Raw genomic sequence first — 21,275 nt, 5'->3', positions numbered from 1 at the left:
ACTGAACCTCTGTGGTCTCAATCCGACGGGGAGAAAGTAACGACTCCCCGGCCGCCGGCAGCGCAGAGTCTGCGCCTGATCATGGTTATTTATCAAATTCATCCAAGCTGTGGCCCTGCATAGCGCGCTTAATGGAGGCATCCATACGCTTGGCAGCAAAAGGCTCAGACAGCTTATTCAAGGCTTCGATACGTCGACGAATTTCCTCTGCGTCGCCGCCGTTATGGGCCAAGCGCAAAGCCTCCATCGCGTGCTCAAGCTCATTTAACTCACCTTCGTCCAGCAGCTGGGCACCGTTCTCACGCAGGGCCACCAACATGCTTTCCAGGGTTCTCTCCGCTTCCACCTGAGCCTCGCGCAGGGCGCGCAGGGCGATATCCTCAGCGGCGTGGGTGTAGGATTCCTGCAGCATTCGCGCAATATCCTTGTCCTCCAACCCATAAGACGGTTTAACCGTAATATCGGCACTGACACCACTGCTTTTTTCCATGGCTGTCACTGATAAAAGACCGTCAGCATCCACCTGGAAAGTCACACGGATATGGGCGGCACCGGCCACCATCGGCGGTATGCCGCGCAATTCAAAGCGCGCCAGTGAGCGACAGTCACTCACCAGCTCCCGCTCGCCCTGCACGACATGGATTGCCATGGCAGTCTGGCCATCTTTAAACGTGGTGAACTCCTGGGCTTTGGAGACGGGGATGGTCGTGTTGCGATCAATCAGTTTTTCCGCGAGGCCACCCATGGTTTCAATCCCGAGGGAGAGCGGAATAACATCCAACAGCAGCAGTTCTTCGCTGGACTTATTGCCCACCAGTACATCCGCCTGAATCGCGGCGCCGATTGCTACCACTTGGTCGGGGTCAATTTCCGCATGGGGGGGACGACCAAAATAACCCTCAACCCGCTCCCGCACGCGCAAAGTACGAGTGGAGCCACCCACCAAAACTACTTCCTGCACCTCATCGGCACTGATACCGGCATCGCGCAGGGCGCGCTTACAGGCGCGTAGGGTTTTGTCGATCAGGGGGTCCAGCAGTGAAGCCATGGTGTCGCGATCGAGCACGCCTGACCAATCGCCGTATTGCACTTCCACCTGCTCGACACTGGACAGGGATTCTTTCGCAGCACAGGCGCTGTCTAACAGGACTCGCTGGGTCGCGGCGTCGAGATCAGTACCCAATCCCACTTGCTCGGCGATCCAGGAAGCGATAGTGCGATCGAAATCGTCGCCACCGAGAGCGGTATCGCCGCCGGTAGACATCACTTCAAACACACCCCGAGACAGGCGCAGAATAGAGATATCGAAGGTGCCGCCACCGAGGTCATAGACCGCGATCACACCCTCTTCACCTTTATCAAGGCCGTAGGCGACCGCCGCTGCTGTGGGCTCGTTGAGCAGGCGCAGGACTTTCAGGCCCGCCAGTTGGGCGGCGTCTTTGGTCGCTTGGCGCTGGGCATCATCGAAGTAGGCCGGCACGGTGATCACCGCACCATCCAGCTCACCGCCCGCTTTGCCATAGAGCGCTTCGCGGCCGCGCGCGGCCAGTTTTTTCAGGATTTCTGCCGATACCTGCACCGGGTTTACCGGTCCGGCTGCAGTTTCAATCGACGGCATACCGCCGCTGCTCTCAGCCAGGCGATAGGGCAACTGCTCACCAAAACTTTTGATATCTGCAACACCTCGCCCCATCAGGCGCTTGATAGAAATCATGGTGTTGTAGGGATCTTCTGCAGCGCACGCGCGGGCTTCAGCGCCCACGGTAATCGCCTCGGCTCCGTAGTGCACCGCTGACGGCAGGATCACTTCACCCTGCTCATCGGCAATGGCCTCTGCCGATCCACTGCGCACGGTCGCTACCAGTGAGTTAGTGGTCCCCAAATCGATACCCACTGCGTGCTTGCGCTGGTGGGGAGCTGGGCTCTGGCCCGGTTCAGAAATCTGCAGTAATGCCATTAGTTATCTCTTCTTTAAGCGGGGCGCGGTACCGTCTGGCCCTCTCAGTCAGTGCTCTCGCAACTAGTCGTTGAAAAGGTCTTCTTCCAGCTCGTCAATTTGCTTCTCAAGCTTGGCCAGGAACTGAAGCTTGCGCAGCGAGCCCTCTGCTGCGCCCAGATCGCCCCCGTCATAAGTTTCGGCAAAGCGCTGTTCCTCACTGGAGATCAGCCCCCGCACCTCAGCACTGAGCTCATCCAGCGCAGCTGCCGGATCGGGCTGCTCGCGCACTTCTTCCAGGCGCTCGCGCAACATCATCTGCTGCATCAGAAATTCAGTATCTTTGGTGGTCTGCTCAGGTGGCACATCTACCCCGGCCAACTTGAGTAGGTAGGCGGCGCGCTGTACCGGGTCGCGCAAAACGGTGTGCGCCTCATTGATCTGAGCCGCCATTTTGATGGCCAACAATTGTTCGCCCTCGGAATGGGAAGCGTATTTATCCGGGTGGAATTCCCGCTGTAACTCCCGGTAGCGGGTCGCCAGGGCACTGCGATCGACCGCGAACGCGGGTTGCAGACCAAAAACTTCGAAATGGTTCAGGTTGGTTGCCATCTGAATATACCTACTGGGGCACAGCCTGGGACGCGGCTGAAGTTGCCGCTTACTGCTGCACGGCCCCCAACTGTCCGAGGAGCCAATAAAAAGGCCGGTATGCGCAGCGCACCCGGCCTTGTGGGGCGAGAGCGAATCAGACGTGGAAACTCTCGCCGCAGCCACACTCATTTTTTACATTGGGATTCGAGAAGGTGAAGCCTTCATTCAGGCCTTCCTTGACGAAATCCAGCTGGGTGCCGTCGAGGTAAACCAGACTCTTGGGGTCCACCACCAACTTAACGCCGTTTTGCTCAAATACCGTATCTTCGGCTTCGAACGAATCGACAAATTCCAGCACATAGGCGAGACCGGAACAGCCGGCCGTTTTGACACCGACACGAATGCCGATTCCCTTGCCTCGCTTGGCCAATTGACTTTGAATGTGGGCCTCAGCGGCCTCGGTCATACTAATAGCCAAAACAACACCTTCGCTATGTTTAGACGCTACATTTGGACGAAAAGTTAACCCGCCGCAGATTCCTTGGCTTCTACAGCGTCATCAGACTCACCGCGCTTTTCACGGATATCTCGAACCGCAGCTTTAATCGCGTCTTCGGCGAGAACCGAGCAGTGGATTTTTACCGGCGGCAGCGCCAGCTCCTCTGCAATGGCAGTGTTCTTGATCTGCTCCGCTTCGTCGATCGTCTTGCCTTTCACCCACTCGGTCAGGAGGGAGCTGGAGGCAATGGCGGAACCACAGCCGTAGGTCTTGAACTTGGCATCTTCGATAACGCCCTCGTCGCTTACCTGAATCTGTAGGCGCATCACGTCACCACAGGCGGGCGCGCCAACCATTCCGGTACCTACATTGTCCGCCTTGTCGTCCATACGTCCAACATTGCGGGGGTGCTCGTAGTGGTCAATTACTTTATCGCTATAGGCCATGACTTTTCTCCTAACTCTTGCGCGCGCTTAGTGAGCGGCCCATTCAATCTTGTTCAGGTCTACGCCGTCTTTGTACATATCCCAAAGCGGTGACAATTCACGTAGTTTCTCCACTGCCTTGCGCACTTCTGCGGCAGCGGTGTCGACATCACTCTCGCTGGTAAAACGACCAAAGCTGAAACGCAGTGAGCTGTGCGCCAGTTCGTCGTTAACACCCAGGGCTCGCAGTACGTAGCTGGGCTCCAGGCTCGCAGAGGTACAGGCGGAACCGGAGGAAATCGCCAGGTCGCGCAGCGACATGATCAGGCTCTCACCTTCTACAAATGCAAAGCTCACGTTCAGGTTGCCCGGAATTCGCTGCTCGGCGGAACCGTTGATATGGACCTCTTCCATATCCTTGATCTGATCCCAGAAACGGTCGCGCAGAGAGCGCAGACGCTCGGCTTCCTGAGCCATTTCTTCTTTAGCAATACCAAAGGCTTCGCCCATACCGACAATCTGGTGAGTCGGCAGGGTACCGGAGCGCATTCCGCGCTCGTGGCCGCCACCGTGCATCTGGGCTTCCAGACGGACGCGGGGCTTGCGGCGTACGTAAAGGGCACCGATACCTTTGGGGCCGTAAATTTTGTGGCCGGAGAAGGACATCAGGTCAACCTTCATTTCCTGAAGGTCGATCGGCAACTTGCCGGCGCTCTGGGCCGCGTCCACATGGAAAATAACTTTGCGCGAACGACACAGTTCGCCGATTGCAGCGATATCGTTGATCACCCCGATCTCGTTGTTAACGTGCATCAGGCTCACCACAGTGGTGTCCTCGCGCATGGCTTCCTCAACCTGCTCCGGATAGACGATGCCGTCTTCGCGGGGATTCAGGTAGGTCACTTCAAAACCTTCCCGCTCCAGCTGGCGGCAGGTATCCAAAACAGCTTTGTGCTCAATTTTGGAGGTAATGATGTGCTTGCCGCGACTCTGGTAAAAGTGGGCCGCACCCTTGATACCCAGGTTGTCGGACTCGGTGGCACCGCTGGTCCAGACAATTTCGCGCGGATCGGCGTTGATCAGCTCCGCCACCTGGCGTCGGGCATTCTCCACTGCTTCTTCCGCTTTCCAACCAAACAGGTGGGAGCGAGAGGCCGGATTGCCGAAATTGCCTTCCATCGTCAGCTGCTCTGCCATTTTCTTGGCGACGCGTGGGTCAACCGGACAGGTAGCCGAATAGTCCAGATAGATGGGAAGCTTCATAGTCATACCGTTTCCGCTTAGTAAATCTCTAATATCTGTCTGCTGGCCCGTTTGGGCCCCAATCACAGGCCGCCGAGTACAGCGACCCTCTCTTCCGGCGCCTCGCGCATATCTTGCCGACGCGCAACTTCCTGCACCTCAGCTCGGGAAACCAGGTTGGCCAAGCTGATACTGCTGAGGAAGCTATGAATCTGATCGCTCAAGTCTGACCAGAGGTAGTGGGTCAGGCACTGTTCGCCATTGGCGCAATCCGCATTGCCGCCGCAGCTGGTGGCGTCTACAGATTCATTAACTGCATCAATGATCTGCGCCACAAAAATCTCTTCACCATCCCGCGCCAGGCGATAGCCACCACCGGGTCCACGCACACTGGACACCAGCCCAGAATGCCGCAACCGGGAGAACAACTGCTCCAGGTAGGACAGTGATATACCCTGGCGCTTGGATATGTCTGCCAGACTGATCGGTCCGCGATCAGCGTGCAACGCCAGGTCCAGCATGGCAGTCACCGCGTAGCGGCCTTTGGTTGTCAAACGCATATCAGCTCCCAACTGATGTACAGCCCTTTTCCGATCGGGGCGCGAGTATGGAATAACCCACTACTGTAGTCAAGTATATAACCCAGCGGGACACTCGGGTACTCAACTAGTCGGGTCGCCCCTTACCACCAGAGCGATGAATGTGATTCTGGATTGAGGTCAACATACCGCGCAGGATACCCAGTTCCATATCGTCGGGGCGCACCCGACTATACAGTCGGCGCAGGCGGGTCATTGTTTGACGGGGGTTATCCGGGTCAATAAAACCCAGTTCGCCCAGCGCCTGCTGCAGGTGATCGAAGTACAGCTCCATATCGCTGGCCTTGGCCGGTGGGCGATCCCAATCGGTGTAATTCACAGGCTCACCTTTTTCTGCTTCCAAGGCCGCCATTCGCACTTCGTAGGCAAGTACCTGAACTGCAGTCGCCAGGTTCAGGGAGCTGTATTCCGGGTTGGCAGGAATATGCACATGGTAGTTACAGGCCTGTAACTCTTCGTTGGTAAGCCCTCGATCCTCGCGGCCAAACACCAAAGCAACCGGATGAGACGCGGCCTCCGCGATTGTGCGCTCTCCACACTGGCGCGGAGTCAGCAGGGGCCAGGGGATTCGGCGCTCGCGAGCGCTGGTGGCCACAACAAGACCACAATCAGCCACGGCTTCTTCCAGGGTATCCACCACAACGGCGCTATCGAGCAACTCAGCTGCCCCGGCTGCACGCCAAACAGCATTGGCTGCAGGAAATTCCCGAGGCGCTACCAGGTACAGCTGACTCAGGCCCATATTCTTGAGCGCGCGCGCCGCACCACCAATATTTCCGGGGTGTGCGCTGTTAACCAGAACCACGCGCACATTGTCGAGCGCGGCAAGTGGAGTCGTGTCTAAAGGTGACTTGGCCATACTGAAAGTAATAAATCGGTGTCATGGGGGCGCGCGAGTGTAGCAAAAACCAATCGGAATCCCTACAATCGCGTCCGTCGCAGTTAACCTGCGGCCTGCTTTTTAACCCCTTTAACCACTTTGTGCGGAATAGTTATGGAACCCATGCTAAATATTGCCCTGCGCGCGGCGCGTAAGGCAGGAGAACTGATCGAACGGGCCTGGGAGCGCGGCGACCTGATGAAATTCGAAGAAAAGACGCGCAACGATTTCGTTACTGAAGTGGATAAGGCCAGCGAACAGGAGATTATCTATCACCTGCGCAAGGCCTACCCCAAGCACAGCATCCGCGCTGAAGAAAGCGGCCTGCAAGAGGGCGCAGAGCCCGATTACGAGTGGATTATCGATCCCCTCGATGGCACCACCAATTTTATCCACGGCGTCCCACAGTTCGCTGTTTCTATCGCCTGTCGCTATCGCGGCCGCATTGAGCACGCAGTCGTACTGGACCCCATCAAACGCGAAGAATTTACCGCAAGTCGCGGTCGCGGCGCTGCCCTGAATGGCCGCCGTATCCGCGTCTCTTCACGCCAGGGCATGCGCGGCTCTCTGATTGGCACCGGCATTCCCTTCAACGGCCTGCCGCTGGATAACATCGACGCCTACCTGGCCGCCCTAAAAGATATCGCTGGGCAAACTGCGGGAATCCGCCGCCCCGGCGCTGCAGCGCTGGATCTTGCCTATGTTGCTGCCGGGCGATTCGACGGCTTCTGGGAAATGTACCTGAACACCTGGGATATCGCAGCGGGCTCCCTATTGGTCAAAGAAGCCGGCGGCCTGATCAGCGATTTCCGCGGTGGTGAAGACTACCTGGACTCCGGCCACCTGGTCTGCGCCACTCCGAAAGTATTTAAGCCTCTGGTGAAAATCGTGGGCAAACATATGGGGCACATACGCTAAAATCCTGAACGGCACTCCGGCGAATAAGATGCCGGGGTGCTGATTCCAAAAGTCCAACTCACCTCTTCCCCGTTAAACACTCCATCAAAACTCGCGCAAGCTGCGGTCGATCAAAGTTATCCGGCAAAGCGGTTGTCACCCCCGAGGAAGCCTCTCCTCCCATAACCACCAAACAGGTTTTTTGAGTGACTTGATCCTGCTTGAGGATACTTACTAAATCCCCAACCGACATTCCCGGTAAGGTATTGTGAAACAACACCACATCCGGTGCTTCGGTACGCGCCATAAATATGGCCTCAACAACATCTGCGGCCACAGAAAGCTGTACTTGCGGCGCCCCCTGCAAAAGTTTTTCCACCCGAGCCACACTTTCAGGACGGTTATCGACTAGCAGCAATCTACAATCGGGTAATGTTGACGGGGCATCAACAGAACTTGCAAATGACAGGAAAGACTCCGCTGCATCAACCATTGGGAATTCAACCCAAAATACTGAGCCCTGCCCTTCCTGACTGTCAAAATCGATCCGCCCCCCCATCGCCTCCGCCAGACGCTTGGCAATTGCAAGACCGACACCCGTGCCCTCGATATGCCCTTTTTCCTCCCCCAAACGGTTAAAGGGCTCAAAAACTTCTTTGCGTCTCTCTGCGGCAATCCCCTTGCCGGTATCCAAAATATTCAGTCTCAACCAGCCATCGGCCTGTGGCGTAAAATTAATAATGACACGGCCATTTTCACGATTGTATTTCACCGCGTTGCCCGCCAGGTTCAATACAACTTGCTTATAGCGCACTGGGTCCGCACAAATATAAGCGGACTCCCAGCCGAGAGGCTCAAACACCAAACTTACGCGACGGGTCTCAGCCAGGGGCTCAAGTAAACGTTTACATTCTGCAACCAAATCGGCCGGACGAATTAATTCCATCGAGGGGCCCAAACGCCTACTGTCGATTCTGGCCAGCTCCAATACATCGCCAACCAAATGCAATAAATGCTGCCCCGCTCGACGAATTTCTGATAAGCGCTGACGCTGGTCTGCGTTGAGACTCTGATCTAATTCGACAATTTGGCTGTAACCTAAAATTGCATTAAGTGGCGTGCGTAATTCATGGCTCAGGCTAAATAATAAATCTGCCCGATGCGCATTTTCCTCCCTCTGCAACTCCAGCTCCCGCTCCATTTGCGAAAGTCTTTCCCGGCTGCGGCTGACGTCTTGTAAAACTCCCAACACCCGCACGGGCTGACCGCGACTATTTAATTGGGCCTTGCCGCGGCAGCGAACCCAAACCACACTGCTATCCGAACGCCAGATGCGAAATTCCACATCGAGCGGTAACCCCTCGCGCACATGATCCCGCATGGACTGCTCAACCCGAGGGAAGTCCTCCGCTAAAATTCGAGCCTTCCACTGCTCCGCGGCTGAAATACCGATACTGCGTATCGGGCTCACTTCGTAACCCAGAATCCCCCAGCAGGCATCATCAAGTACCATTTCATCTGCGCGTAGATCCCACTCCCATAAACCATCGCCAACTCCAGACAGTGTTTGTAAGGGGCGCTCGCCAGGCAGGTTGGATAGGTAGCGCTGGGCCAAGGTTTCAGTGAAGTCAGCGCAACTTCCAATCACAACAAACCCACTGTCATCCTCGAGGTTTATTGCGCGTCCCCGCAATCGTAACCAGCGCAACTGACCGAGACTGTCGTAGGCCCGAAAAGTAGTATCGAAGTGTCCACCTTTGTTAGTAAGACGACGTCGCACAGTGATAATTCGATCCCGCTCATCAGAATGAACCGAACGCAATTCATCACCCGTCCAAAGGTAAGCCAAAGCAAGTTCTGCAGTTTCTGCAAACAGGAGCCAAATTTCACCCTGAGCACGCTGGGCACCGGAATCCGGATGCCACTCCCACAATCCACAATCTGAATCTAAAAACAAATCTTGCAAACAGGCGTTATGACGAGGCAGGCGCGATGCATCCAAAGAGGAAAGCTCATCGCTGGTTGCCAACTGGAACACTGCGCTGGACGGATTTGGGGTTAGTGACTCTGACACACAGGGCTCGACTATCGAAATTAGCTCATTAGTTACCTGGCTCATGCATCCTTGCCATAAAAGAGAGCCTCTCCCCCGGGGCCCTGAAATTTGGGAACGCCTCGGGAGACCCTAAACTAAAGCATTATGAGCTTTGCGCAAAGTGCGGGCAAAAAAAAGGCCCCGCAATGCGGGGCCGTAATCAGCGATGATGAGAGAAAACGGGAAGTCACCCAGTGTTAATGGTTTGCCATAACCCTAAGAAACTCTCCCGAAATGCGGGTCCGTTGTCCCGCACAATCACTAATGCAACCCTTATGCCAACTTTAAAAACGGTGTTTTTAACCGGCATCACCCTTCATCCATTGTGTCACAGCAAATTTACGAACCATTGCGAACCTCAAAATATGGTCGCCGCACCAAAACAATGCATTCTCAGCAAAGACACTAGGGGAAAAATCGCTATCAGGTCTGAGAAAAATCGGGACCACAGAATATGGCCGGTAGGATTTATTTCTCCCGGGCATACATAAACCCGAGGACCACACTATGAACACAACCTCGATAAACTCTACTGTCAAAAGAAAACGCTTCTGGCCTCCCACGTTGCTATTTGCCATAACAGGTTTGTTGGCAATTATTGTTGTACCCCTATATGGCTTTATTTTTGGTTATCACTGGTATCAGTGGCTCGCATTCGCCGTAATGGGTGCAATGTGCAGCCTTTCTATCACCGCCGGATATCATCGCCTTTGGTCCCACAAAAGTTATGAGGCTCACTGGGCCCTACGATTATTATTTGCACTATTCGGAGCCGCAGCACTACAAGATTCTATTTTGAAGTGGTGCGATCATCATCGCCACCACCACCAGTTTGTTGATGACAACAACCGCGACCCCTACTCAGCCAAACGCGGATTTTGGTTTTCCCATATCGAATGGATGATGCATGAATATCCAACCAGCCACCAAAACTTCGAGAATGTACAAGACCTAAAGCGGGATAAAATTGTGATGTGGCAACACAATAACTACATTCCAATCACCGCCACCATGAATCTTGGGATTCTCACCCTGCTGGGAATTTGTACCGGCGATATTATTGGTATGTTCTTACTTGCAGGAGCACTCCGAATTGCCTTCTGTCACCACACTACTTTTATGGTAAATTCGATCATCCATCGATTTGGTAGCCAGCCCTACCGGGATGATGTGACCGCTTGCGACAACAAAATTGTTAATTTTTTTGTTTTTGGTGAGGGTTACCACAACTACCACCACGCCTTTCAGCTCGATTATCGCAATGGCATTCACTGGTTTCATTACGATCCAACCAAGTGGGTCATTAAAGCTCTTAGTCTGATCGGTATTACCCGTAACCTAAAAGTAGCCTCTCCAGTGAAAATTCAAAAAGCCAAGCTAGACCTACAGTTTAAGAAGGCGCGTAAGAAGCTGGAAAGCGGATCTCTGCCCAAGGGAGTCGAAGAGGCCCTAAAAAGTGAAGCTCTACAGCTCACTCATACCCTGGAAAAATGGGAGCAATTGCAATTAAAAAGCTATAAGGCTAAAAATGGAGAAAAGCCCAACAAATGGGAGTTAACCCAAATACAAACCAAGACGAATGAACTTGAGTACAGTTTGAAAATGCAAGGAGAACGACTTCAAGCTCTGATGGAACACGTCCAGGAAGAAAAACCTAAGGAAGCTTTATAATCAGGCCCCCTAATGGAGCCCAAACCTACACTTCTGCGTATTTGCTCACAGCAAATTTGCGCATGGAAAATGACACCCGTTCATCCACATTTTTCCTGAACATTTCTTCATCAAATTTTTCGATAAAGCCCAAACGTTCGCGCAAGCCAACACCGTTGGCAACTTGGATTGCCAACCCTGGACGCGCATTGGCCTCGAGTAAGAGCGGGCCACGTTCACGATCCAGTACAATGTCACAGCCCAAATAACCCAGTCCGGTCATTTCGTAACAGCTCGCCGCCAAGCGGACCAGCTCGTACCAATCCGGTACCTGCAATGCATCGAAGGGCACTTCAGTATCCGGGTGTTGGTCAATTCGCAACCCGCGCATTACCGCATGACAACTTTTGCCCGTGGCCAGGTCAATACCTACACCTACAGCGCCCTGGTGCAAATTGGCTTTACCATCTGAGGCGTGGGTTGAGCAGCGCAGCATGGCCATCACCGGATAACCGCGAAAAACAATAACCCGCACATCAGGCACACCTTCAACGGAGTAGCGATCGAAGACCGGGTCAAAATCCACCAGGGCCTCCACCATCACTCTGTCGGGTTTGCCACCGAGACTGTATAGGCCGCTGTGAATATTGCTCACGTGCCGCAAGATATCCAGCGCATCAATTTCAGCACCGGATATCTTTTTATATTTGTCACCATTGCGACCGGCAATAACGAGAATACCTTTACCACCGGAGCCCCGTGCCGGCTTGATTACAAACTGCCATAGAGGGTCAATCACCTCCATAACTCGCTTGCGGCTGGCAGGGCTTTCAAATGCCTCGATCAACTCGGGCACAGGAATTCCCGCTTTTTTAGCGGCGCGCTTAGTGTTTAGCTTGTCGTCAACGATGGGATATTTTTTGCGGTCGTTATAGCGCGCAATATAGTCAATATTACGCGCGTTCATTCCCAACACCCCCATGCGGCGCAGGGTCAGCGGAGATACCACTCCGCCGCGAACTTTATTGAAGATATGCTTAACTGAAAACTGCAGCATAACGCCCCCTAGCGAACCAGCGGACGGAAACGCATCAACTCACTGAGTCGATATCCGGTGTAGTTGCCCACCACCAGAATAAAGGCCAGCAATACCAACAGTAACTCGGGGAAGTTGAACGTCCAATGCTCAATATAGCGGTTGGTCATTACCCACCAAGCCAGTATCGCCACTAATAAGCTACCCCCGGACTGCACCACCACTTCGTAGGGACCATCCTCCTCCCACACAATCGACATACGCTCGATAGTCCAGGCAAGGATAATCATCGGGAAGAATGTCACTGTGAGAGCCTGCTCAATGCCCAGCTTATAGCTGACCACACTGATTGCCCCCATTATTATCACCACCGTCACCACGACGGCGGCGATCCTCGACACCAATAGCAAATTGAGCCTACTGAGATAAAACCTCACCCAAAGACCGAGGATCAGGATCAAAGTAAAAATGGCTAAACCGGTAATCAGCTGGGTTTCGATAAAGGCAATTGCCAGAAGTACCGGCATAAAGGTACCGGAGGTGCGCAGGCCCACAAATACACGCAGCACCACCACCACCAGGGCCCCCACAGGGACCAGCAGGATCAGCTTGAAAATACTCTGCTGCTCAATGGGCAAACTGTAGATCGAGAAATCCACCAGCGCATCTTTCTCATCCTTGGTGCTGCGCATAGAGACATCGCGAGCTGGGACATCATTGGCAATCACAGAGAAAGTCACTTGAGAGTTACGACCGCCCTCAAGATCCAAAAGACTCTTACCACCGCGCTGCCAAATAAAGAAATTTTTCGGCACACCTGGCTGGCCACTGCTGGGTTCAAACACGATCCAACGCTTGCCATCATAGACCTCAAGCAGATCTTCTGGAGATAGTCGACGTCGATCATCCTCCAGGTAGAGGCCGCGAATACGGTGGGCGGGGATATCGGCTGTGGCCAGTACAAGCAAGGCAACATCCACAAAAGAGCGATCGGCGTAATGGCGGAAGATCAGGTTGCGATCCTGATTTTCATCGTCATTCAATTCGAATAGTAACTGGGTAGTTAGAGATTCCACATCGGAAGAGCGCTCACGGGCCTGTTCAACCAGGGAGTAAATCGCCAAGCGCACCGCTTCTTGCTCACGGGCCCCCAAGAAGGGTTTTTGTATCTCAGTGCTCAGATCCAGAGGCTGCGCCAGCGCAGCACCGGGACGCTGGTAGACATCCAGCTGATAGAAGAGAGATTGGGGGCCTCTTGCGGCCCGGCGAGACCAAATGGCCCGATAGGCATCATCTTCTCTCGCGATATAGAAACCAAAACCAGAGGAGCTGAAGGTCTCCCCCAGTATTTCCATATTGCGCTGCTCGCGCGGGAGGGTCAGTGCGGCCTTTACCGGGCCGCCATCGGCATCGAAGCCCACTTTTGCTTCGATAGTCCACACGGTGCGGTACTCACCCGGCAACAGCGGAAAACCCAACTCGAGGTTTTTATAGGCAGTCAGGCCTGCTCCTACCAATGCGAGTAACGCCGCAATTACATAAACTTGGACACGCGGCGACATTCGCCATTCCCCGTAACTCTGAGGTCCCAATTAGGAACCCAATTGGATAACTGGCCTATTTAACCCCGTCTATTTGGGGTTGGCCCTGGACATTGCGCCGGCTCACATCGACAACAGCGGCATCTTTGAGGAAGTTGCGTCCCAGCAGCATCAATAAATCAGAGCCGCCCTCATCGGTCAGGTTAACTTCGACTTGGTGGGTTATTCGCCCAACAGTCAGGTTAAGCTCCACTACCGGCCTGCGCTGATTATCAAAGCCCAGGCGCTCCACTCGAACATAGCGTTTTATTGGCAGCTCTACCGAGACCGGGTCCATTTTGCTCGACTGAACAATCTGGAACCTGATCCAGTCCCTGCCATCCCGCTCGAACGGAGTCAGCTTCCTGACCCGCAGTGTAGAGGTTGGTGAACCTGTATCGACAACGGATTCCAGAATCAGGCCGGGAGGCTCTATGGCCACTTCTTCTACCGATCCCAAAACCAACTTATCTTTGGCAACGGGCACTTCGACTACTTTTTCTACAGTTCGTTCGATTACCCGCTCAACAACCTTCACTTCCGGTTCCGCACAAATCACTTCCGCAGGCTCTGGGCACTGCATTGCAGAATCTGGTGATTCTACCGGTGGTGCAACTTCCGCTGGTTGAGCGGCCCTGTCCCGCCCCGGATACATCAGTGACTCACAACCGGCGAGCACCGAAAGCGTCAACATTAACCACAGAAGGGAAAATCTCTGCATACCGACCAATTACCTCAAGCCCCATTAGCAATGCCATTCGGACCGCTACAAACGCGCGGTGTTCGCTTATCTGACGGAGAAATTGCTCCCCGCCTCAGGCAAAAGGTCGATATTAGCTCATGAGCGCGGCCACTGCACAGCGATGTCCGCCGAGTCGCGGGACTCAACACTAACAATGTGACATGCCGCCCAGAGTGATTGGGAGCACTAGGCTCATGGAATCAGAGGCCGGTTAGCCCTGCTGCAGGCGCTGGTCGATAGTTTCCAAAATGGCCAGCAGTGCCGCAGCATCATCCCGCCCCTTGAAGAACTCTTCGGCAACCGGAGCAATACCACACTGGCCCGGTAGGGGCATCTCCCCTTCAATCAGGACCTGCATACGCGGCAAAAAAATAAATTGAAGCCACTGGGGCAAGGTCAAAGTATCCACACAAAATGGCTCGGTGCTGGCCAGGGCTTCTGCGGGTGGCGCATTATCCTGCCAAACCTGCAGGCTGCGCAGTTCGGATTCAAGGAACAGGAGCTGATCAGCGATTTCAGAATAAATAGGTTGCATAACTCATAGAACCTTCACATTTACAGCCGTGATAATACGCAATAGCCACCTGCCCAATCTGAGTAACAGCGCAAATACGACCAAAGATTTTCTAAATTTTTCGATTAAAGGGCGGCAGTGAATTGAGTATTGCCTGACCATAGCGACGGGTAACCACCCGGCGATCCAGCAAGGTGACTGTGCCGCTGTCCCCTTCTGCCCGCAGTAAGCGCCCGCAGGCCTGCACCAATTTTAGGGCTGCATCCGGCACTGTGATTTGCATAAATGGATTGCCGCCCTTAGCTTCAATCCACTCCGCCAGCGCCGCCTCAATCGGATCATCGGGCACCGCGAAAGGCAGTTTCGCAATAACCACGTGGCGGCAGTAGTCACCAGGCAAGTCCAATCCCTCGGCAAAACTTGCAAGCCCGAACAGGATACTGCTGCCACCGCCATCGATAATCTCACGGTGGCTATCCAGCAACTGCTGGCGGGATTGCTGCCCCTGCATCAGGATTCGGTTGCGCCAGGTACCAGGGAGCGCCTCGTAAACCGTCTCCATCTGGCGCCGGGAGGAAAACAGCACCAGAGCGCCACCCTCCCCTTTCAACAGGTCTGGCAACGCATCGATAATGGCGTCTGTGTGTTGCTCTGCATTGCCCGCATCCACAGCTTCCGGGGGCACTTGCAGTGTTGCACGGGAAAAATCGAAAGGACTCGGCACCACCTGATAGCTGGCATTGTCTGGAGTACCGGCACGCATTTGCAAACGATCAAACTTCCCCAAAGCTGTGAGTGTGGCCGAAGTCAGTACCGCGCCGTAACAGCGGCGCCACAAGCTGTACTCCAGGGTTTTGCCTGCGAGTATCGGTGAGCTGCAAACCTCAAAATCTGTGGAGCCGCCCCAGTCCACCAGGGTGACCCAGCGCGCCTGGGGCAATGCGCCATCAGCATCGGCACGGGCGTAATTCGCCCACAACAGAAGATTGGCCTCAGCGCGCCCATGCCAACTGCCCAACTGGGGGTACCAGCGCTCCAGATCTGCCAGGGGTACCGGCGAGTGGCCGTCCTCCATCATGCGTTGGGCGGTCTGCAACATCTTGCTGAGCAGGCTTTCCAACTCATCAAAGTCTTCCCGCAGCTTTTCCGCCAGCTGCGACATGGAATCGGGGATTACCCCACCTTCAAAGCGATGGCGGATGGTATTGCCCCGCTCATCTTCAAATTCACACAGTTCTTCAATCAGCGGCCACATCTGCTCCAACCCCTGCTTGGCAGAGGTGAGAACCGCCGGCAGCTGCTCGCCGCAGCGGTCGATCTGGGCGCCGTCACCAATCTCACCCAGCATCTGCCCCAGGGCCTTATTGGTTTGATCCAACCAACCGGTGGAAGCCCCTACGCGACTGTGGTGAGAGAAATGATTGAGAGCCTTTTCCGGTAGATGGTGGGCTTCATCAAGTACATAGATAGTCTCTTCCGGGGGCGGAAGAATCGCGCCACCACCCAGGGCCAGGTCCGCCAGCAACAGGTCGTGGTTAGCAACGATCACCTGTGTCTTGCCCAAGCTCTCTCGCGCTCGGAAGAAGCTGCAATTGGTGACATGGGGGCAGCGGCGGCCACTGCACTGGCGATGGTCAGTGGTAACCCGACTCCAATCATCCGTCTCGATCGTATCCGGCCAGTTATCCCGATCGCCATCCCAGGTACCCGATGTCAGGCTATCCGTCATCTTCTGGTAGAGAGCGACACTCTCCGCTTCCACCTGCGGGAGTTCATCTTCATAGAGACCAAGGGAAAGGCCGGTGCCGGAGGTAGAAAAGCTGGACAAGAGTTGATCCAACTTGGATAGGCAGAGATAGCGACCACGGCCCTTCGCCAGGGCAAACTCAAATTTGAGCCCGCTGTGACGAGCAACTTCTGGCAGGTCCTTGTGGATAATCTGTTCCTGCAGGGCCACCGTGGCGGTGGATATCACCAGGGTCTTGTCCTGGGCTTGGGCCAGGGGAATAGAGGCGAGAAGGTAAGCAACGGTTTTACCGGTGCCCGTACCCGCTTCAACTACACAGATATGCTCACCATCAGTCTTGTCGCTATCGCGCTCACCACTGGCATTCTGGGTGATGGAACCCAGTGAGCGGGCAATGGCGGCTACCATCAGCTTCTGCCCATAGCGGGCTTTCAGCCCTCGACCGGACAGGAATTGGCTATAGGCGCCCTGAATGGCGCTTTTGTGTTTTTCGTTGAGCACGGGGGTGAGGTCTATTCGCTAAGTGGCTGGCGCAGGGGGCGCTATTATCCACTAAGCGCCCTCTCCCCACCAGCTTCTGAACTCAGTGGGCCTTACTCATAGGCGAGGCGAGATACCACGGGATTGGCGTAGGCCTGAATAGCCTTGTCGCGCCAGCGCTCATCGACCCGAGCCATGCGCGCTTCAAACTTCTCCCGCTCTTCTTTATGTGCAGCGGGGTCCCAGGCTTTAGCCGGATATCCCACCGGTAATTGCGGAACCTCACCGTAAACCATCTCGTAGGCAATCATATTGGATGGATGCAATGTGTAGTTGCCGATAACTTGGCGATCTATTTCTTCAGCCAGGCTGTTTACATCGTTAAAATCACCTTCAATCGGCGTGCCGAAGGCGGCATGTACACGGCCTTTGTGACCGACAATGCCCTTACCAATCGAGGCCAAGTCTTCGTTCTTACCCTTCTTGTACTCGTCCTTGTGCTCGGTAACGTAAATTTCCTTGGCCTTCTGTGCATCACAAGGGTCCCATTCGTAGGAAATAGACACCGGAACAATATGCAACTTGCGCCAAAAATCGGCAAAGGGAGTTTCCCGGTCCTTAGTCATAGCGAACATGGCGCAGAGTGCTGGATTGGTGCGATCCAGGCCATCTTTGGCGCGCCCGGAACGCTGTGCGATCCAAACATGCTCGTTATCATTGACGATGGAGTGATAGATGTAATTGGACAACTGGGTTGCTGCCTGCAGCTTTTCCCGACGACTGCCAGAGCTGCGCACCACGGTGAAGCACTTGTTCAACTTCATCAGGTCGCTGGCAAACTGCTTGCTGAGCAGGTTGTCTCCAATCGCAATCCGGGAGGTCTCATGCCCTTCGCGGAACATCGCTTGAATCATCAGCGCCGGGTCCATAGCGATGTCGCGGTGATTGCTGACAAACAGGCAGGCGCGATCCCTGGGCAGGGTATCCAGACCAGAAATGCTCAGGCCGGAGGTGGTGCGCTTGATCACCTTCTCCATATATTTGCCGACAATCTCTTGAAGATCCCGCACATTGCGAACATTGCGGAGTTCAAAGCGCAGAAACTGACGCACCAGCCAGGCGACGGCGCCCTCCAGCTGAGCCAGTTTGGGGACAAGGAAATGCGCCGCTGCATGGGACATTTCCGGGTCGGCAATTAGCCTTTTGATAACCTCGCGCACTTCATCATCGCGATAGGGGCGCATATCCTCGAATTGAGAGGGGTCTAACTCACTTGCTCTCATGAAATACTACCTGTCGGGCCTGCCTCAGACGGCCCGCACTTATTTATTTTGCGGCTGGATCAGCCGGGACTACTGGGCGCAGAACATACCGGAAGCGTCGACGAACTGCCAGCACTGGACCCGACCAGATAGTTGACCGCAGTGATAAATCCGGTTTCGACGACCAGGTCAACGCCAAAATACAGCGATAGTGCGATGATACAAAGTGGACTTCACCGCCCCAAGCTATGAGAATAAGGCTATTAACCGCCGCCGACGGCAAAACAACGATAACGAATACGGCGCTAGCCACGCAGTCAAGCAGGAGTTCACCTTGTCTCAATCCAACCCCAGCTCAGAGCCGCGCGCTCCCAGCTTAACGGACGCCCTGATCCCTCTCGGGATTCTCGTCGCCCTGTTGTCACTATCCGTATATTTCTACGGTGCAGACTCCTCCTACGGTCCCAATCAAATAGCGCTACTGCTCTGCGCCTGCGTTGTGGCCCTAATGGGGATGAAGAACGGACACAGCTGGAACGACATGGAAGGCGGGATGCTCCATGGCATTGGCCTGGTATTTGGCGCTATTCTGATCCTGCTGTCTGTAGGTGCACTTATCGGTAGCTGGATTCTGGCCGGCACAGTGCCTTCCATGATCTATTACGGCGTGCAGATTCTGTCGCCACAGTGGTTCTACGCCGCCAGCTGTATTATTTGTGCCGTAGTAGGACTAAGTATTGGCTCCAGCTGGACTACAGCGGGCACCTTGGGTGTGGCACTGATGGGAATCGCCGGCGCTCTGGGCCTATCCCTCGAGGTTACTGCCGGAGCCGTAATCTCTGGCGCCTACTTCGGCGATAAGATGTCTCCGCTCTCCGACACCACCAACGTGGCCGCAGCGGTAACATCCAATGATCTGTTCCAGCATATTCGCCATATGATGTCCACAGCGATCCCGGCCTTCGCGATCGCCCTGGCGGTTTTTGCTTTCCTGGGTTTTACCTCTGAAGCCAGTTCTGCCTCCGCAACTGATATCGAATCATTGCTCACCGCCCTTAGCAGTGAGTTCAAAATTTCCCTGGTTAGCCTGCTACCTTTGATCTTGTTGCTAGCAATGGCTTGGCGCAAAGTCCCCGCTTTCCCAACATTGATCATTGGCTCCCTGGTTGGCTGTGCCATCGCACTGATTTTCGAACCGGAAGCCGCCCGTCGCCTCGGTGGCGGTGAAGGTGCTTTAGCCCCCCTGAAGGGCGCCTGGTACAGCCTGTTCGACGGCTATAAGTCCACTTCCACCAACGAGAACGTAGCTGCATTGCTGTCCAAAGGCGGTATGAGCAGCATGCTCAACACCGTGTGGCTGATCACCTCCGCCATGGCCTTCGGCGGCGCTATGGAGCGGGCCGGATTCCTTCAGGTCATCGTCCAGGGAGTTTTATCACTGGTTAAAACAGTGGGCGGCCTGGTAACTGCCACCGTATTCACCTGCTTTGGAATGAACCTGGCCGCAGGCGATCAGTACATGGCGATTATTATTCCGGGCCGTATGTTCCGCGAAGCCTTCAAGGAAAAGGGCCTACACGGGCTTAACTTGTCTCGCACCCTCGAAGATTCCGGCACCATCACCTCTGTGCTTATTCCCTGGAATACTTGTGGTGCCTTTATGGCGGCAACGCTGGGTATTGCTACCTGGGAGTATTTGCCTTTTGCCCTATTCAATATTATCTGCCCACTGCTGGCGATCGCCTATGGCTGGTTGCACTTTAAGCAGAAGCCCATTTCTGTAGCGGCTGCGGCATCTTAAGGAAGAAGATAAACCCCCTATGAGTGAAAGCGGTACCCTAAGCGCCCTGATCGAGCAGGCTGACTTTAAATTGCGCTGGTTCGATCTGGGCCGGCGCTTGCAGTCGGTTTCAAAATCCACTGCGGCGGCATTCGAAGCGGGCCAGGCTCCCTGGCCACACCCCTACTTGCGCCAGGCCTGGACAGGCCTGCTACTCCAACCCAACGAGGGCGGTGAGCCCATCGTGTGGTTCCTGCGCTTCCCCCTGGACGAGCAGGGCAAACTGCAACTGCAAGCCCGCGATGGGTTGCTACACGCCCTGGCACAGGAGCTCAAGCAGGGGCCCGCTTCTGAATCTGCAGCGCAGCTGGACCAACTGCTGCAGCAAAGTGGCTTGCTGTTTACCCCGTCAACTGAGCGGCAGGCAACATTCCACTCCCAAACAGCGCTTCTGCTGGGCCTCCAGCCCAGCGAACATTACGAGTCTGTCCTGCGCTATTTTGGCGACCCGAAGAATCACCGCTGGGACAACCTTGCGCTGCAAGGGATCGCCGACTTGGCCGTGCGCTGGGAAAAAGAAAGCACTTTGCTAATGCGCCAGATTGGAAAAGTCGCGGCTCCGGTTTTTATTAACATTTGCCATTGCCTGGAAAACCAGCCGATCGACCACCGTCTTGCAGCAGCCATTATTGAGCGAGCAGAGCAAGAACTGACCGCAAACACGCCGGATATCTCGGTGGCCGCTGCTGCTATCAGGGGTATCTCTCACTCACCAGCCACAGGATTGCGACAGGCATTTATACAGTCACTTTTAGCTGAAGATGCCAGCAACCAGAATAAAGAAGTCTTGGCCGCAATAGGCAGTCGCTGCGTCCAAGATTTGGAAGAGCAGGAACTGGCTGCACAGTGGGTTGGCAAACTGGCCGATGCCGCTGACCAGCAGACTTTTAACTTGCTGCTTTCTGACTTAATGTTTATTCCGAAAGTGCGAATCGCCCTATTGAGTGCTCTCCGTGACCCGACAAGAAAAGAAAGTCTCGCAGTAGCCTTTGGCAACTTTTTGCACGGACCCAAACCGACACACTGAAGGCCTATTGATAACACCTCTGCTGGTATCCCCTCGCCCATTAAAGCTACTTTCACGAGTAAGAATTTTTAACAGAAAAAACTCTTACTCGTGAAACCATTTTTTTTGCATCGCAAAAAAAAATTCCCAATCCATCAAGCGGCATTGTCAGCAACAACAATAATTCTTAGAGCCCATCTCAAAACTGGCGCGATCGGTTTCAGCGTGTAGATTAAATAACCGAAATTCAC

18 protein-coding genes are annotated in these 21,275 nt (G+C 54.5%); 4 read left to right on the top strand and 14 right to left on the bottom strand.

Annotated features, from left to right (window positions below):
* Positions 1–85: 85 nt before the first annotated feature.
* The 7 genes from hscA to trmJ form a co-directional block, all read right to left on the bottom strand.
* Entirely contained in the window at positions 86–1,957 is a 1,872-nt protein-coding gene (gene hscA, locus ACJJI4_RS01810; RefSeq protein ID WP_444895048.1) for a Fe-S protein assembly chaperone HscA, read from the bottom strand.
* A gap of 63 nt (positions 1,958–2,020) precedes the next feature.
* Positions 2,021–2,548, bottom strand: coding sequence for a co-chaperone HscB (hscB, locus tag ACJJI4_RS01805; protein ID WP_444926852.1), 528 nt, complete (start codon positions 2,546–2,548; stop codon positions 2,021–2,023).
* Between the two features lie 136 nt (positions 2,549–2,684).
* The gene (gene iscA / locus ACJJI4_RS01800; protein ID WP_108731986.1) at positions 2,685–3,008 is read right to left on the bottom strand and encodes an iron-sulfur cluster assembly protein IscA; all 324 of its coding nucleotides are present in this window, start codon (positions 3,006–3,008) and stop codon (positions 2,685–2,687) included.
* A gap of 44 nt (positions 3,009–3,052) precedes the next feature.
* Entirely contained in the window at positions 3,053–3,475 is a 423-nt protein-coding gene (iscU, locus tag ACJJI4_RS01795; RefSeq protein WP_108731985.1) for a Fe-S cluster assembly scaffold IscU, read from the bottom strand.
* A 27-nt stretch (positions 3,476–3,502) separates the two neighbouring features.
* The gene (locus tag ACJJI4_RS01790) at positions 3,503–4,717 is read right to left on the bottom strand and encodes an IscS subfamily cysteine desulfurase (RefSeq protein ID WP_444908430.1); all 1,215 of its coding nucleotides are present in this window, start codon (positions 4,715–4,717) and stop codon (positions 3,503–3,505) included.
* A 62-nt stretch (positions 4,718–4,779) separates the two neighbouring features.
* Positions 4,780–5,256 carry a Fe-S cluster assembly transcriptional regulator IscR gene (gene iscR, locus ACJJI4_RS01785; RefSeq protein WP_282934079.1) on the bottom strand — a complete coding sequence of 159 codons (477 nt, stop codon included), beginning with the start codon at positions 5,254–5,256 and terminating at the stop codon, positions 4,780–4,782.
* A gap of 106 nt (positions 5,257–5,362) precedes the next feature.
* Positions 5,363–6,154: a tRNA (cytosine(32)/uridine(32)-2'-O)-methyltransferase TrmJ gene (trmJ, locus tag ACJJI4_RS01780; protein ID WP_444926851.1), complete on the bottom strand. Its 792-nt coding sequence runs from the start codon at positions 6,152–6,154 to the stop codon at positions 5,363–5,365.
* A gap of 135 nt (positions 6,155–6,289) precedes the next feature.
* Here trmJ and ACJJI4_RS01775 point away from each other — a divergent pair, with 135 nt between their 5' ends.
* A complete protein-coding gene (locus ACJJI4_RS01775; RefSeq protein ID WP_282934081.1) occupies positions 6,290–7,093 on the top strand; it encodes an inositol monophosphatase family protein in 804 nt (267 codons plus the stop codon).
* Between the two features lie 58 nt (positions 7,094–7,151).
* On the opposite strand, the gene ACJJI4_RS01770 is transcribed toward ACJJI4_RS01775, so the two are convergent.
* Complete coding sequence (locus ACJJI4_RS01770; RefSeq protein WP_444926850.1) at positions 7,152–9,191, bottom strand: ATP-binding protein; 2,040 nt, start codon at positions 9,189–9,191, stop codon at positions 7,152–7,154.
* A 483-nt stretch (positions 9,192–9,674) separates the two neighbouring features.
* Between ACJJI4_RS01770 and ACJJI4_RS01765 the strand changes: the two genes are divergently transcribed.
* Positions 9,675–10,838, top strand: a complete 1,164-nt coding sequence (locus tag ACJJI4_RS01765; protein WP_444926849.1) for an acyl-CoA desaturase — start codon at positions 9,675–9,677, stop codon at positions 10,836–10,838.
* Between the two features lie 25 nt (positions 10,839–10,863).
* Here ACJJI4_RS01765 and ACJJI4_RS01760 read toward each other — a convergent pair whose 3' ends face one another.
* The 6 genes from ACJJI4_RS01760 to ACJJI4_RS01735 form a co-directional block, all read right to left on the bottom strand.
* Positions 10,864–11,874, bottom strand: coding sequence for an alpha-L-glutamate ligase-like protein (locus tag ACJJI4_RS01760; RefSeq protein ID WP_444926848.1), 1,011 nt, complete (start codon positions 11,872–11,874; stop codon positions 10,864–10,866).
* A gap of 8 nt (positions 11,875–11,882) precedes the next feature.
* Positions 11,883–13,415 carry an inactive transglutaminase family protein gene (locus ACJJI4_RS01755; RefSeq protein WP_444926847.1) on the bottom strand — a complete coding sequence of 511 codons (1,533 nt, stop codon included), beginning with the start codon at positions 13,413–13,415 and terminating at the stop codon, positions 11,883–11,885.
* Between the two features lie 55 nt (positions 13,416–13,470).
* Positions 13,471–14,154: an ATP-dependent zinc protease family protein gene (locus tag ACJJI4_RS01750; protein WP_444926846.1), complete on the bottom strand. Its 684-nt coding sequence runs from the start codon at positions 14,152–14,154 to the stop codon at positions 13,471–13,473.
* Positions 14,155–14,386: 232 nt separating this feature from the next.
* On the bottom strand, positions 14,387–14,710 hold the full coding sequence (locus tag ACJJI4_RS01745; RefSeq protein WP_282934088.1) for a YqcC family protein: 324 nt from the start codon (positions 14,708–14,710) through the stop codon (positions 14,387–14,389).
* Between the two features lie 91 nt (positions 14,711–14,801).
* Complete coding sequence (dinG, locus tag ACJJI4_RS01740) at positions 14,802–16,937, bottom strand: ATP-dependent DNA helicase DinG (protein WP_444926845.1); 2,136 nt, start codon at positions 16,935–16,937, stop codon at positions 14,802–14,804.
* A gap of 92 nt (positions 16,938–17,029) precedes the next feature.
* Positions 17,030–18,199: a 1-acyl-sn-glycerol-3-phosphate acyltransferase gene (locus ACJJI4_RS01735; RefSeq protein ID WP_413664551.1), complete on the bottom strand. Its 1,170-nt coding sequence runs from the start codon at positions 18,197–18,199 to the stop codon at positions 17,030–17,032.
* 313 nt (positions 18,200–18,512) lie between these two features.
* Here ACJJI4_RS01735 and nhaC point away from each other — a divergent pair, with 313 nt between their 5' ends.
* Both nhaC and ACJJI4_RS01725 read left to right on the top strand, forming a co-directional pair.
* On the top strand, positions 18,513–19,979 hold the full coding sequence (gene nhaC / locus ACJJI4_RS01730) for a Na+/H+ antiporter NhaC (protein ID WP_444928210.1): 1,467 nt from the start codon (positions 18,513–18,515) through the stop codon (positions 19,977–19,979).
* A gap of 19 nt (positions 19,980–19,998) precedes the next feature.
* Positions 19,999–21,045, top strand: a complete 1,047-nt coding sequence (locus ACJJI4_RS01725; protein WP_444926844.1) for a DUF3549 family protein — start codon at positions 19,999–20,001, stop codon at positions 21,043–21,045.
* Positions 21,046–21,275 lie beyond the last annotated feature (230 nt).

The sequence above is a fragment of the Microbulbifer maximicatervae (SeqCode) genome (assembly GCF_052467305.1).
Note: the sequence above shows the minus strand (reverse complement) of the source record. Positions and strands in the feature narration are given on the sequence as shown.

Bases quoted from the DNA above. Each gene is read 5' to 3' on its own strand.
- iscR (WP_282934079.1), bottom strand. From the start codon at position 5,256: ATGCGTTTGACAACCAAAGGCCGCTACGCGGTGACTGCCATGCTGGAC.
- ACJJI4_RS01755 (WP_444926847.1), bottom strand. From the start codon at position 13,415: ATGTCGCCGCGTGTCCAAGTTTATGTAATTGCGGCGTTACTCGCATTG.
- ACJJI4_RS01750 (WP_444926846.1), bottom strand. From the start codon at position 14,154: ATGCAGAGATTTTCCCTTCTGTGGTTAATGTTGACGCTTTCGGTGCTC.
- ACJJI4_RS01735 (WP_413664551.1), bottom strand. From the start codon at position 18,199: ATGAGAGCAAGTGAGTTAGACCCCTCTCAATTCGAGGATATGCGCCCC.
- trmJ (WP_444926851.1), bottom strand. From the start codon at position 6,154: ATGGCCAAGTCACCTTTAGACACGACTCCACTTGCCGCGCTCGACAAT.
- ACJJI4_RS01745 (WP_282934088.1), bottom strand. From the start codon at position 14,710: ATGCAACCTATTTATTCTGAAATCGCTGATCAGCTCCTGTTCCTTGAA.
- hscA (WP_444895048.1), bottom strand. From the start codon at position 1,957: ATGGCATTACTGCAGATTTCTGAACCGGGCCAGAGCCCAGCTCCCCAC.
- ACJJI4_RS01725 (WP_444926844.1), top strand. From the start codon at position 19,999: ATGAGTGAAAGCGGTACCCTAAGCGCCCTGATCGAGCAGGCTGACTTT.
- hscB (WP_444926852.1), bottom strand. From the start codon at position 2,548: ATGGCAACCAACCTGAACCATTTCGAAGTTTTTGGTCTGCAACCCGCG.
- ACJJI4_RS01790 (WP_444908430.1), bottom strand. From the start codon at position 4,717: ATGAAGCTTCCCATCTATCTGGACTATTCGGCTACCTGTCCGGTTGAC.
- ACJJI4_RS01775 (WP_282934081.1), top strand. From the start codon at position 6,290: ATGGAACCCATGCTAAATATTGCCCTGCGCGCGGCGCGTAAGGCAGGA.
- ACJJI4_RS01770 (WP_444926850.1), bottom strand. From the start codon at position 9,191: ATGAGCCAGGTAACTAATGAGCTAATTTCGATAGTCGAGCCCTGTGTG.
- ACJJI4_RS01765 (WP_444926849.1), top strand. From the start codon at position 9,675: ATGAACACAACCTCGATAAACTCTACTGTCAAAAGAAAACGCTTCTGG.
- iscU (WP_108731985.1), bottom strand. From the start codon at position 3,475: ATGGCCTATAGCGATAAAGTAATTGACCACTACGAGCACCCCCGCAAT.
- ACJJI4_RS01760 (WP_444926848.1), bottom strand. From the start codon at position 11,874: ATGCTGCAGTTTTCAGTTAAGCATATCTTCAATAAAGTTCGCGGCGGA.